Below are 13659 nucleotides of genomic sequence, written 5' to 3' on the forward strand. Positions count from 1 at the left end.
GCGAGACGGAGGGTGACTGAGATGGATGGGCGACTGTTCGGGGGGCGTGCGTTCGACCGAGAGTGCGAGAAGCGCACGACCCGCGAGACGGAGGGTGACTGAGATGGATGGGCGACTGTTCGGGGGGCGTGCGTTCGACCGAGAGTGCGAGAAGCGCACGACCCGCGAGACGGAGGGGGACTGACATGGCATGGACGCGAGAGCAGATGGCGGCGCGTGCTGCGGCGGAGCTGCAGGACGGCGATTACGTCAACCTGGGCATCGGGTTGCCGACGCTCGTGCCGAACTACGTGGCGGACGACGTCGAACTCGTCCTGCAGTCGGAGAACGGGCTGCTGGGGGTGGGCGCGTATCCGAGCGATGGCGCCGTCGATCCCGACCTCATCAATGCGGGCAAGGAGACGGTGACGCTGCGGCGCGGCGCCTCGACGTTCGACTCGGCGATGTCGTTCGGCATGATCCGGGGCGGCAAGGTCGATGCGGCCATCCTCGGTGCCATGCAGGTGTCGGCGGACGGTGACATCGCGAACTGGATGATCCCGGGCAAGATGGTCAAGGGCATGGGTGGCGCGATGGATCTCGTGCACGGCGCGAAGAAGGTCATCGTCCTCATGGAGCACTGCGCGAAGGACGGATCGCCCAAGATCCTGCCCGCGTGCACCCTGCCGATCACGGGGCTCGGTGTCGTCGAGCGCATCATCACCGACCTCGCCGTCATCGACGTGACGCCCGACGGTCTCGTCGTCACCGAACTCGCACCGGACGTGACGTTCGCCGAGCTCGAGTCGAGGACGGGCGTGCCGCTGACGGCGGCGGCATCGGTGGGCTGAGGCAGCCATTCGGGCGCCGTGGGTGATCGACGGCGATCCGGGCGCGCGGGTGAGCTCGGGGCGTCGTCGGAGACCGATGACACCCCGAGCTCCAGCGCGGCCTCGGGACGACGCGGCGATCGATGGCGACGCGGGGGATGCCCAGTGTGACCTCGGGCGGCCCCGGGGGTGTTCCATAGTGCGACAACGCAGTAGCGTGGCAGTGAGGAAAGGTGGTGCGTCATGGGGACGTGGAACTACGTGGTGAACGAGAAGTTCACCGAGGAGTACGGCGAGGGTTCGCTCAGCCGGTTCGCGGACATGCTCGGCGACGTCGCCGGGCGAGTGCGGCCGGGCGATCGTGACGGCGCGATGGAACTGCTCGACGCAGGCTTCGAGCGTCTGGGCATGAACATGCCGAAGCTCACGCGTGACCAGCTCGCCGAGAACCTGACGATGGCGGAGCACAGCACTGTCGTCATCAGCGATGACTCCGGTCGCATCATCGCCGAGCACGCGCTGCCCGGTGCGGTGACCAGCACCGACGAGGAGCGGCGCACGCACGTCGAACCCGAGGACGGCGACCGCCCGGCCTACAGCTGAGCAGCCGCTCGCCCCGTTCGTCGGCACCCGCTCGCAAGGCTCGCCCCGCCCGGTTCGTCGTGGCGCGTCGGGCGGGGCTAGGCTGTCTCGCGCTGCACGGTGGCCGTGCGAGTCGACGATCGTGAGTCGGACGACTCGTCACGATTCTCTTCTGGCGCATCGAGCCCGATGCAAGGATCTGGGTGCCAGGAGCCGAGCAGCAAGGGCCTTTAGCTCAATTGGCAGAGCTGCGGACTTTTAATCCGTAGGTTGTGGGTTCGAGCCCCACAGGGCCCACCACTCGTCGGCGCGACGAATGTGGACGAAAACCGCCGTTGTGCCAGGTCCCGACCTGCCCGTCCCTTCTGCGATTTGCAACGACATTCGGTCCAGCAGACACGCGGGTCACGACGCAGGTCGCGTCGCTCCACTCCTCGCGGCCCCGCCCATCGACGCACCACTCGTCGGCGGCAGGGGCTTGGCGTACTTGCGCATCGTGCGGGCGATGGCGGCGACGTAGTGTTCCGTCTCCGCGAACGGCGGGACGCCCTGGTACTTCGTCACGTTGCCGAAGCCTGCGTTGTAGCCGGCGAGCGCGAGGCGCATGGGGTTGTCGGCGATGCCTGAACGTTCGGCCCGCTGCTTCAGCTCACGCATCAAACGCCCCTGTGCGGCGATGGCGTCGGCGGGGTCGAACGGGTCGCCCTTGCCGTGGCTGGCCCACGCGTCGGGCGTGAACTGGGCGAGCCCCTTGGCGTTCGCGTGCGAGACGGCCTTCGGGTTCCACTTCGACTCGACCTCGAGCTGCGCAGCGAGCACAGCGCCGGGCACGCCCGATTCGCGCGACGCCGCCGCGACGAGCGGCCCCCAGCCGTTCGGCACCTTCGACTCGTCCAGCGCGCCGAGGGGCGCGTCGAACGACGGGACGAGCTGCGGGTCCGAGCGTGTCGACGTCATGAGCAGCAGCAATCCCGCGCACAGCGCGACGACGAGGCACGTCACGACGATGCGCCCACGCCGCGTCAGACGGATGGGCGCGGACGATGACGCGGCGCGTCGTGGGGTCATGATCTTCTCGTTCGCTCTCGTCTCGCGCGTCTTGAGGTCCGACTCTCGGCCGAACCCGGCTGCTTGCCCGCTGCTGCCTCACACGCTGCCAAACGATCAGGGGGCGTAGAACCCTGTCGATGTACGCATCCCCTCCGCAAGGCCGGGGTAGCGGGCCGCTCCAGTCTGACAGGCTGCCGGCGCCCGTCTCGGCTGCCACGCTCGGACGCGTCCCGGATCGACGATCCGAGGGCCTGACGACGGCGCGTCGCTGCAACGTCGCACAACCCGTCGACAGATGGTCGCATCCCGCCGACGACGGGCAGCCCTGACAAATCGACGAACACATGAACGTCCGCCCAGACCTCATCCACGCGCCCCGTCGAGGTGACACGATCGAAGGGGGCGATGAGGAGCCCTTGCTGTTCGATCGACACCGAACCCCTCGGGCGCCGTGGGCGCCTCAGATCTGGAGAAGACGATGACGAACACCCCGATCACCGCCGGCCACACGATCGGTGAATGGCTGGAGCACGCCTCGATCACCTTCCTGCTGAGCGACGACTCGACCAACATCAACGGCGCGGTGCTCACCTCGGACGGCGGGTGGTCAGCGGCCTGAGCCTCAGGGGCTCGGATTCGGCGGAATTCCGGGGTTGTCGGCATGATGTGGTTGGGTTGTTGTCGACGAGGAGAACCCGACCACACCGACGCCGAGGAGGCGCACCGATGGTGAACGACACCCCCGCAGCATCCGACGACCGCTCGAACGACACGTGGCGCGACGTCGCGTCACCGCAGGCGCAGGCCGACCTCGACGAACTGCTCTCCGCAGCGCTCGGCGCGGCGATGGAGCACCTCGAGAAGAACGGCGAGTTCTACCCGTTCGCGATGTCGGTCGACGGCGAACCGACGATCGACTCCACCGGTGAGCCGACGGCCGCGAGCAACCAGGCCGTCGCGCCGGACGTCGACATCGTCTTCGCCGACCCCGCCGCGCTGGGCGAGCAGCCCGAGCCCGAAGCGGTGCTGGCCGAGCTGCGCCGCGTCCTCGCGGTGCGCGCCGAGAACGAGAACCGCACGGTCGCGCAGCGCGCGACGGCCATCGTCCTGTACGTCGTCGTGCCCGAGTTCGGTGACGCGGTGCGCGTCGACCTCGAGCACGCCGAGGGTGTGCAGCTCATGGTGCTCGCGCCCGTCAAGGGCAAGGGCAAATCGCGCAAGCGCACCTTCGAGTACGGCGACCTGCGGCTGTTGCCGGGCCAGCGCCACATCTGGTGAGCCGCGCCCTCGACCTCGTCCGCGATCCCGCACGACGACTTCGCGCAGCGGGATGCCCCGTCGACCACACCGAGCAGCAAGGCTGACATGACGAACGAATCGCCCGACGACGCCGCGGCCGGCGCCGTCGAGACCGTCCACCCCGGCGCGCAGGACGTCGCGGGCGACTTCGCCGCGTCCGCGGATGCCGCTGCGCGGGAGGCGAACCCGCGCGTCAAGACGCTGACGCAGCGGTTGCCGAAGACGTTTGACGCCGACCGCATCTACGAGGAGTTCACCGCCTGGGCGGGCGATCGTGGCCTCAGCCTCTATCCGCACCAGGAAGAGGCCATCATCGAGGTGCTCGACGGCAAGAACGTCATCCTCGCGACGCCCACGGGCTCGGGTAAGTCGATGGTCGCGACGGCGGCGCACTTCGCGGCGCTGGCAGCCGACCGGGTGAGCTTCTACACCGCGCCGATCAAGGCTCTCGTGAGCGAGAAGTTCTTCGCGCTGTGCGAGATCTTCGGTGCCGAGCACGTCGGCATGCTGACGGGCGATGCCTCGGTTAACGCCGACGCGCCCATCATCTGCTGCACCGCGGAGATCCTCGCCAACATCGCCTTGCGCGAGGGCAAGGACGCCGACGTCGGCCTCGTCATCATGGACGAGTTCCACTTCTACTCCGAGGGCGATCGCGGCTGGGCGTGGCAGGTGCCGCTGCTCGAACTGCCGCAGGCGCAGTTCCTGCTCATGTCCGCGACGCTCGGTGACGTGCGCCGTTTCGAGGAGGACATGACGCGTCGCACCGGCCGCGCCTCCGTCACCGTCGCGGGGGCCGAGCGTCCCGTGCCGCTCAGCTATCACTGGTCGACGACACCACTCAACGAGACGATCGAGGAGCTGCTCGAGACGCGTCAGGCGCCCGTCTACGTCGTGTTCTTCACGCAGGCCCAGGCGCTGGAGAACGCGCAGGCGCTCATGTCGCTCAAGGTCGCCTCCCGTGAGGATCGCGACAGGATCGCCGAGATGATCGGCGACTTCCGCTTCTCCACCGGCTTCGGCAAGACGCTCTCACGACTCATCCGTCACGGCATCGGTGTGCACCACGCCGGCATGTTGCCGAAGTACCGGCGTCTCGTCGAGACGCTCGCGCAGGCCGGTCTGCTCAAGGTGATCTGCGGCACCGACACGCTCGGCGTCGGCATCAACGTGCCGATCCGCACCGTCGTGCTCTCCGGCCTGACGAAGTTCGACGGCACCCGCCAGCGCATGCTCAAGTCGCGCGAGTTCCACCAGATCGCCGGGCGGGCCGGCCGTGCGGGGTTCGACACGAGCGGCACCGTCGTCGTGCAGGCGCCCGAGCACGTCATCGAGAACACGCGCAACATCGCGAAGGCCGGTGACGACCCGAAGAAGCTCAAGAAGGTGCAGCGCAAGAAGCCGCCGGAGGGTTTCATCAACTGGAGCGAGGAGAGCTTCGAGCGCATCGTCGCGAGCGAGCCCGAAGCCCTCGTCAGTCGCATGCACATCACGCACTCGATGCTGCTCAACCTCATCGCCCGCGACGGCGACCCGTTCGTCGCCGTGCGCGATCTCGTGCGCGACAACCACGAGGATCGCAAGGGGCAGGCGAAGCTCGCTCGCCGCGCGATCGGCCTCTACCGCGAGATGCTGGCCGCCGGCGTCGTCCGGCGACTCGACGAACCGCAGGCCGACGGGCGCCAGGTCGACCTCACGGTCGACCTGCAGGACAACTTCGCGCTCAACCAGCCGCTCGCACCGTTCGCCCTCGCCGTCCTCGACATGCTGAGTCCCGACGACGCCGCCCCCGCCCGCGGTGACGCGCCGGAGGTCGACACCTCGACGAACGAGGGCGCACGCGCCGCGGCGCGCACGAACGCACAGGATTACGCGGTCGACGTCGTCAGTGTCATCGAGTCGATCCTCGACGACCCTCGCCCGGTGCTCATGGCGCAACAGCACAAGGCGCGCGGCGTGGCGATCGCCGAGATGAAGGCCGACGGCATCGAGTACGACGAGCGCATGGAGCGCCTCGAGGACGTGACGTGGCCGAAGCCGCTCTCCGACCTGCTCGACGCGGCGTTCGAGACGTACGCGCAGAGCCAGCCGATGGTGCGCATGTACGAACTGTCACCCAAGTCCGTCGTGCGCGAGATGTACGAGAATGCCTGGGGCTTCGGCGATCTCATCCGCTTCTACGACCTCGCGCGCAGCGAGGGCGTCGTCCTGCGTTACCTGACCGACGCGTACCGCACCCTGCGTCAGAGCGTGCCCGAGTCGAAGAAGAACGAGGAACTCGCCGACCTCATCGAGTGGCTCGGGGAGGTCATCCGTCAGACCGACTCGAGCCTGCTCGACGAGTGGGAGGCCCTGACGCACCCGGGTGACGCGCCGGTGCAGCAGGAGACGGTGCTGAAGCAGCGTCCCCTCACGGCCAACCCGCGCGCGATGAAGGTCGCCATCCGCAAGGCGATGTTCAAGCGCGTCGAGCTCGCAGCGCGCGACGACGTCGACGGCCTCGCCGCGCTCGACGCCGCCGTCGCGGCGACGACCGACCCGCCGACCGAGATCGTCATGGATGCCGACGCGTGGGATGCCGACCTCGGCGCCTACTACGACGAGCATGACGAGATCCTCCTCGACGCGGACGCCCGCGGGCCGAGGATGCTGCGCATCACCGAGCAGCCCGACAAATGGGAGATCCGCCAGGTCATCCACGACCCCGATGACGACAACGACTGGGGGATCGACGCGGAGGTCGACCTCGCCGCCTCCGACGAGGCGGGCGTCCCGCTCGTCGTCGTGGTCGGCCTCAACCGCCTCGGGGACTGACGCGCGTCCGCGACGAGCGGCGGTCATCGAGAGCCGCATACCGGCCAAGGACGAAAAGCAACCGAGCCAATCTTGTGAGCACGGGGAGCCCCTGACGACGAACACCGAACGCACGGGCTCGGGTCGAGCACGTACCCTGACCCGGTTGTCGGCCGGCGCGGTGTCGCACGAGCGTGCCCAGCGCGACGCTTTCAATGAGACAGCCACGCCTCACCCCAGCTCGTCGAAGGAGAACACGGTGGATCAGCAGGTCGGCGCCCACGCGGTCAAGGGCTCGGCGAGCACGGACGCCCCGGCGAGCTCAGAGGGTTCGAGTGGCCTGACGCGCAGCCTCGGGCATCGCACCATGCTGATGATCGGTCTCGGTTCGGCGCTCGGCACGGGCCTGTTCTTCGGTTCCGGCGCGGCGATCGGGGTGGCCGGCCCGGCGGCCGTCGTCAGCTATGCGCTGGGCGCGCTGCTCGTCGCCGTCATCGGCCTCGCCATGGCGGAGATGGCGACCGCCCGCCCCGAGCCGGGCAGCTTCGGCGCCGCCGCGGGGCGTTACCTCGGGGAGTGGGCCGGCTACGTCTCTCGCTGGTGCTACTGGGCGGCGAGCGTCATCGCGCTCGGCGGCGAGGTCGTCGCGGCCGGCGCATATCTGCAGTACTGGTGGCCGCAGACGTCGCTCTCCGTGTTCGTCGCCCTCGTGGCGCTCGCGATCATCGTCATCAACCTGCTCTCCGTGCGCGCGTTCGGCCGCGCCGAGGTCGTCTTCTCCACGCTCAAGGTGACGGCTCTCGTCGCGTTCATCCTCGTCGCGCTCGTCCTCGTGCTGTTCGGCGTGCCCGGCCATCCCGCCACCGGGTTCGCTCACCTCACCGACCACGGCGGGTTCATGCCCGGCGGTATGGAGTCGATCTGGTTGTCGATGTCGATCGTGATGTTCGCCTTCGTCGGCGTCGAGGTCGTGCCGATCACCGCGGCCGAGGCCGACGACCCGCGCCGCAGCGTCCGCACCGCGATGCGCGCCCTCGTCGCCCGGCTGGGGTTGTTCTACGTCATCGCGGTGGGTCTCATCGTCACGCTCAACGCCTGGACCGACGTCGCGTCCGCGAAGGGCCTGACGGCGAGCCCGTTCGTCAAGGCGTTCGACGCCGTCGGGCTCCCGGCCGCCGCGGGCATCATGAACGCCGTCATCCTCGTCGCCGCGCTGTCGACGGGCAATGCGCAGCTGTACGGCGCCGGTCGGCTCGTGCACTCGCTCGCCGTCGATCGTCTCGCACCGCGATTCCTCGCCCGCACGACGTTGCGGGGAGTGCCGCTCGCGGCCACGCTCGTCTCGACGTTCGGCCTCGTCCTCGCGATCTACCTCGCACAGACGGGGGTTGCCGACATCTTCACCAAGCTCGCCTCCATCGCGATCTTCTCCGTCATGGTGACGTGGCTGCTCGCCCTCGCCAGCTTCATCGCGTTCAAGCGCCGCGGCGACGTCGATGGCAGCGTCTACCTGCCCGGCGGCAGTGTGACGGCGGCGCTCGGCGTCGTCGGCGTGCTCGCCGTGATGGCCACCGCGTTCGAGGTCGACGACATGCGTCAGGCGGCGCTCATCGGCAGTGGCTGGGTCCTCGTGCTGCTCGTCGCGTACCTCCTCACGCGGGCCGGGCGAGCCCGGGCCCGTACCTACTGACGCCCCACCTCACCCCTGCGGTGGGATGCTGCGGCCCCGACTCGATTTTCCGCGCGAATGGTGGTGGGGTTGGAGGCATGAGCGCGCCCGTGACGTCCACCTATCGCTTCCAGCTGCACGCCGACTTCCCGTTCGACGCTGCCCGCGCGCAGTTGCCGTACCTGAAGAAGCTCGGCATCTCGCACGCCTATTGCTCGCCGATCCTCACCGCCGTCTCCGGTTCGGTCCACGGCTATGACGTGCTCGACCACACCCGTGTCAACCCGGAACTGGGCGGCCGCGAAGCGTTCGAGCGGTTCGCCGACGCCGCGCACGAGCTGGGGCTCGGTGTCGTCGTCGACGTCGTGCCGAACCACATGGCGTTCGTCGCGCCCGAGTCGAGCAACGCGCCGCTGTGGGCGCTGCTGGCAGGGGGGAAGGACGCCTCGACGGCGCATTGGTTCGACGTCGATTGGGACGCGCTCGACGGCGCGCTCGGCGTCCCGATCCTCGGCAAGCCGCTCGACGAGGAGATCGCGGACGGCTCGATCACGCTCGACCGCAGCGGTGACGAACCCGTCATCCGCTACTACGAACACGTCTTCCCCGTCGCCGACGGTTCCCTCGACGGCATCGGCGAGGCGCCGCAGGGCGACGAACTCGCCCGGCTTCTCGAGCGTCAGCACTACCGGCTCGCGTTCTGGCGCGATCGTGACGCGGTGCTCAACTATCGTCGCTTCTTCGAGGTCAACGAGCTCATCGCCGTGCGCGTCGAGACCGACGACGTCTTCGACGCGACGCACGCGCTGCTGCTCGAACTGCATCACGCCGGCCACATCGACGGCTTCCGCATCGACCACCCGGACGGACTGGCCGACCCGGCCGGATACCTCGCGCGACTGACGCAGGAGTGCCGCAGGGGCACGCCGATCTGGGTCGAGAAGATCCTCGAACCGGGCGAGCACCTGCCGAGCGACTGGGCCTGCGCGGGCACGACGGGTTACGACGCGATGGCCGCCATCACCGCCGCGCTGGCCGATGACGTCGCCGCCCCGACGATCGAGGCCTGCTGGCAGCGTGCGCTCGGTGACGGCGACGCCCGCGACGTCGAGGTCGCGACGCGCGAGGCGAAGCGCTTCGTCGTCGAGAACGGTCTCGTGCCGGAGGTCGAGCGGCTGACGCGTCGCGCCGCCGAGGTGCGCCCCGACCTGCAGCGCGAAGCACTGCGTGCCGCGATCGTCGAGCTGCTCGTCGCGGCGCCCGTCTACCGCGCCTACCTCGTCCCGGGCGCCCGCATGGCGCCGGAGTCGAAGCACCACCTCGACGAGGCGCTCGAGGCCGCGCGCGAGGCCCGCCCCGATCTGGCCGACGAGCTCGATGCTCTCAAGCGCATCGCGCTCGTGCGTCCGCACGCCGGGGCCGACGAGTTCGACGACATCGAGCCGGCCGCGTCCGACTTCGCGGTGCGTCTTCAGCAGACGTGGGGCCCGGTCATGGCGAAGTCGATCGAGGACACCCTCTTCTACCGGTGGCACGCGTTGACCGCCCTCAACGAGGTCGGCGGCGACGTCGACGTCCTCGTGGACGCCGGCGCGCACCGTCTGAACGCCTGGGCGCAGCACAACGCCGAATACTGGCCGCGCACGATGACGACGCTGTCGACGCACGACACGAAGCGCAGCGAGGACGTTCGCGCGGCGCTGCTCGCGATCGCCGGTGACGACGAGGCGTGGACGGCGTGCAGCGACGCCGCGTTCGCGCTCGCCGACGCGATGGGCGTCGACCGGCCCGCGGCGGCGCTGGCGTGGCAGACCATCGCTGGATTCTCCACCGCCTACGGCCCGTTCAACACCACCGATGCTGACGGCGCCGCACCCGACGCCGCCCACGGGCGGCGCGATCTCGGCATCGACGCGGATCGCCTGAGCGAGTACCTGACGAAGGCGCTGCGCGAGGCGAAGGTCTACACGGCCTGGACCGACGGCGACGAGGCGTACGAGAAGCAGGTTCTCGCCTTCGCCACCGCTGTCCTCGAGGCTGACGACGCCGCCGCCCCTCGAACGGGGGAGAGCGCTGCATCGGCGCTGGCCGCCGAGACGCTTGCCGCGGATCTACGCCGCAGCCTCCTCGACGCGCGTCGACGGAACGCCGAGGCGATCACGCTGACCGGGCACACGCAGAAGGTGCTCGAGCTGTTCCTTCCGGGCATCCCCGACACCTACCAGGGCTCGGAACGTCCGACGCTCAGCCTCGTCGACCCCGACAATCGTCGCCCGGTCGACTACGGCGAACTCGAGCAGCTCCTCGACGTCGAGGGCTCGCGTCCGCGCCTCGTGCAGCGTTGCCTCGCCGCGGACGTCCATGCACCGGCGAACCCGGGGTCGGGTTACGAACCGCTCGAGTCCGACAGCGAGTTCCTCGTCGCGTTCGAGAGGACGGTGCCGGCAGCGTCCGTCGTGCGCCGTCAGATCGCCGAGGCCGGGCGTCTCGTCGAGGCCGCGGGGCGTCAGGTGAGCAAGTTGGTCAAGCGTGCCCAGGGCAGCGAGCAGACTGACGCACCGACGCCCGCCGAGGCGGACGCGACTCCGCTCGCCGTCGCCGTCATCGGGGTGCGCGCCGCATCCCGGGCACTGCGCACGGGCGCGCTGGCCGATGCCCACGTCAGCCTGCCTGCCGGAGAGTGGCGGCACGCCTTCACCGGCGAACGCCTCACCATCACCGACGAGCCGGTCGCGTTCGGCGATCTCGGTGACCACGAGTTCGGCCACGTCCACGTCCTCGTTCAGGAGAAGCGATGAACACATACTCCTCGCCCGGTTTTCACGGCGCGACCCAGACGATCTCGGTGTGGGCGCCGGCCGCCGAGCGCATGGTGCACCTCGTCGCGGACGGCGTGAAGGCGCCCATGAAGGCCGGCGAGAACGGCTGGTGGCATTCGCCCGAGCCGGTGCGCGTCGGCAGCGAGTACGCCTTCAGCATCGACGGCGGCGACCCGCGCCCCGACCCGCGTTCGCGGCTGCAGCCCGAGGGCATCCACGGCCCCAGCGAGGTCGTCGACCTCGCGGCCCACGACTGGCAGGACGACGGTTGGCGCGGCCACCACGCGGACGCGGCCTCGCACGACGACGCGATGCGCGGCGCGGTCTTCTACGAGCTGCACATCGGCACGTTCACCGAATCCGGGACGTTCGACTCGGCCATCGAACGGCTCGATCACCTCGTGACGCTCGGGGTGACACACGTCGAGATCCTGCCGGTGAACGGCGTTCCGGGAGCGCGAAACTGGGGCTACGACGGTGTCAACTGGTACGCGACGAGCGCCGCCTACGGTGGCCCGGCCGCCTTCCAGCGCTTCGTCGACGCGTGCCACGCGCGCGGCCTCGCCGTCTGCCTCGACGTCGTCTACAACCACCTCGGCCCGAGCGGCAACTACTTGCCCGAGTTCGGCCCCTACTTCAATGCGCTGCACCACACGCCGTGGGGCCCCGCCGTCAACCTCGACGGCCCGCAGAGTGACGAGGTGCGCCGCTTCATCATCGAGAACGCGCTCATGTGGTTCACCGAGTTCCACGTCGACGCGTTCCGCCTTGACGCCGTCCACGCACTCGCCGACGACACGGCCGTCCACATCCTCGAAGAGCTCACGGCCGCACTGGAACTCGCCGCCGAGGAGACGGGGCGCAACGTCGTCGTCGTCGCCGAGTCCGACCGCAACGACCCGGCCACCGTCACGCCGCGTGCGCGCGAACCGCGCTCGGGTCAGCACGGACTCGCGGTCGCCGACGGTGGCAGCGCTGGCCTCGGGCTGAGCGGGCAGTGGGCCGACGACATCCACCACACCCTGCACGTGCTGCTCACTGGCGAGACGCAGGGCTACTACGAGGACTTCGCGGCCCCCGCGGCCCTCGCCAAGATGTACGCGACGCCGTTCTTCCACGACGGCACGTACTCGAGCTTCCGCGAGCGCCGCCACGGCCGCCCCGTCGATCCCGAAGCGACGCCGGGTTGGCGCTTTGTCGCGTCCCTGCAGACGCACGATCAGGTCGGCAACCGCGCGACGGGCGAGCGCCTGTCGCAGCTCGTCGGCGTCGACCGGCTGGCCTGCGCGGCGGCGCTGCTGCTGACGTCGCCGTACACGCCGATGCTCTTCATGGGTGAGGAGTACGGTGCGCAGACCCCCTGGCAGTTCTTCACCGACCACGTCGACCCCGAGATCGCCGAGGGCACCTCACGCGGGCGCGCGGCCGAGTTCGCGGCCCACGGCTGGGGTGACGCGGTGCCCGACCCCCAGGAGGAGTCGACCTTCCGCAACTCGGTGCTGCGCTGGAGTGAGATCGACGACCCCGACGGCGAGCAGTCGCTCCTGCTCGACTGGTACCGCACCCTCATCAGGCTGCGCCGCGAGGTGCCCGACCTGTCCGACCCCACCCTCGGTACGAGCCGGGTCGAGCGTGACGGCGAGGGCCCGACGAGCGTCGTGACGGTGCACCGCGGCGACTGCCGCGTCGTCGTCAACCTCTCGGGCGAGGCGACGACGATCGACGCCGACCGTGTCATCGCCGCATGGCACATCGTCGACGAGCGCCCCACCGACGGCAGGGGAGTGCGCGTCGTCATCCCGGCCGACGGGGTGGCCATCGTCCGCTGACCCGTAACAGTGTCGTGCCGCCGGGTGCGACACTGCGGAGTTCTCGGCGACGGCGTCCGGCGGATGTCTCGACGGCGGCCGGCGGAATGCCGGCCGCCCGCGTGTCGTTGACCCGATGACGCACTCGACGCCTCGTCGAGGCACCGAAGGAGCCAGCCGTACCCGTGACGCGTTCCCACCACAAGCCGTTGTTCTTCACCGACCGCGAGTTCCAGGCGTTCGAGGGAGCACCCGACCCCGCCGATGTCACCGCCATCGCGCACGAGAGCGCCGCCATCCTGGTCGGCGCCGGGCGCACCAACGTGGACCCGGAGGTGACGGCCCGGCTCATCGCGCTGACGGACGAGATCGGCTTGTCGACGCTCGCGCAGCTGTGGGCCGGGCGCCCCGCCGTCAGCCTGCCCGGCGTGCTGTGGCGCCTCTACACGCTGCGCGAATGGGTGCGCCGCGACGCTGTAGGCGCCGCGGGCGACTACAACGCCGGTATCCGGCACGCTCACGTCTCCCACGCCGTCGCGGGATCGGCCGACCCGAGCGGACCTGCCGAGATCAAGGCGCTCGCCGACCGCATCCTCGAGGGCGCCTACACCGGCGACTTCGCCGTCGCGCTCGAACGCGCCGCAGCCTTCTGTCGCGTCGTCGCCTCCGGCCGGGCCGAACGCGCCGAGCGTCACGACGGCCATGACGATGCCCTGGCCGCGCGCGAGGCGCTCAGCGCCGCACGGCTCGGCGACACAGCCCGTGACCTGACGAAGGCCGCCTCCGCCTGGCGCATCGGCAACCTCGACTGATCCGACCCGACTGACTCG

9 protein-coding genes, 1 tRNA gene and 1 pseudogene are annotated in these 13659 nt (G+C 69.8%); 10 read left to right on the forward strand and 1 reads right to left on the reverse strand.

The window, feature by feature from the left end:
• Positions 1–185: 185 nt before the first annotated feature.
• The 3 genes from ABH936_RS11670 (at position 186) to ABH936_RS11680 (ending at position 1691) form a co-directional block, all read left to right on the forward strand.
• On the forward strand, positions 186–830 hold the full coding sequence (locus ABH936_RS11670; RefSeq protein ID WP_038569361.1) for a CoA transferase subunit B: 645 nt from the start codon (positions 186–188) through the stop codon (positions 828–830).
• A 222-nt stretch (positions 831–1052) separates the two neighbouring features.
• On the forward strand, positions 1053–1412 hold the full coding sequence (locus ABH936_RS11675; protein WP_074045672.1) for a hypothetical protein: 360 nt from the start codon (positions 1053–1055) through the stop codon (positions 1410–1412).
• 203 nt (positions 1413–1615) lie between these two features.
• Positions 1616–1691, forward strand: a tRNA-Lys gene (locus ABH936_RS11680).
• 105 nt (positions 1692–1796) lie between these two features.
• Here the strand turns inward: ABH936_RS11680 and ABH936_RS11685 are convergent.
• A complete protein-coding gene (locus ABH936_RS11685; protein ID WP_115297000.1) occupies positions 1797–2459 on the reverse strand; it encodes a lytic transglycosylase domain-containing protein in 663 nt (220 codons plus the stop codon).
• A gap of 514 nt (positions 2460–2973) precedes the next feature.
• Here ABH936_RS11685 and ABH936_RS11690 point away from each other — a divergent pair.
• The 7 genes and pseudogenes from ABH936_RS11690 to ABH936_RS11720 all read left to right on the forward strand — a co-directional run.
• Positions 2974–3060: pseudogene (locus ABH936_RS11690) on the forward strand (short-chain dehydrogenase); the annotation flags it as partial.
• Between the two features lie 107 nt (positions 3061–3167).
• Entirely contained in the window at positions 3168–3719 is a 552-nt protein-coding gene (locus tag ABH936_RS11695; RefSeq protein ID WP_144694194.1) for a hypothetical protein, read from the forward strand.
• An 87-nt stretch (positions 3720–3806) separates the two neighbouring features.
• On the forward strand, positions 3807–6554 hold the full coding sequence (locus ABH936_RS11700) for a DEAD/DEAH box helicase (protein WP_404603329.1): 2748 nt from the start codon (positions 3807–3809) through the stop codon (positions 6552–6554).
• Positions 6555–6792: 238 nt separating this feature from the next.
• Positions 6793–8223 (forward strand): amino acid permease, encoded by a 1431-nt coding sequence (locus ABH936_RS11705; protein ID WP_404603330.1) that lies wholly within the window; start codon positions 6793–6795, stop codon positions 8221–8223.
• A gap of 77 nt (positions 8224–8300) precedes the next feature.
• The gene (gene treY, locus ABH936_RS11710) at positions 8301–11000 is read left to right on the forward strand and encodes a malto-oligosyltrehalose synthase (RefSeq protein ID WP_404603331.1); all 2700 of its coding nucleotides are present in this window, start codon (positions 8301–8303) and stop codon (positions 10998–11000) included.
• Entirely contained in the window at positions 10997–12850 is a 1854-nt protein-coding gene (gene treZ, locus ABH936_RS11715) for a malto-oligosyltrehalose trehalohydrolase (protein WP_404603332.1), read from the forward strand. Before treY ends, treZ begins: the two co-directional genes overlap by 4 nt.
• A gap of 164 nt (positions 12851–13014) precedes the next feature.
• The gene (locus tag ABH936_RS11720; RefSeq protein ID WP_404603333.1) at positions 13015–13641 is read left to right on the forward strand and encodes a hypothetical protein; all 627 of its coding nucleotides are present in this window, start codon (positions 13015–13017) and stop codon (positions 13639–13641) included.
• The last annotated feature ends 18 nt before the right edge of the window (positions 13642–13659 follow it).

The sequence above is a fragment of the Dermacoccus sp. GAS27A genome (assembly GCF_044909235.1).
GTDB lineage: Bacteria > Actinomycetota > Actinomycetes > Actinomycetales > Dermatophilaceae > Dermacoccus > Dermacoccus nishinomiyaensis.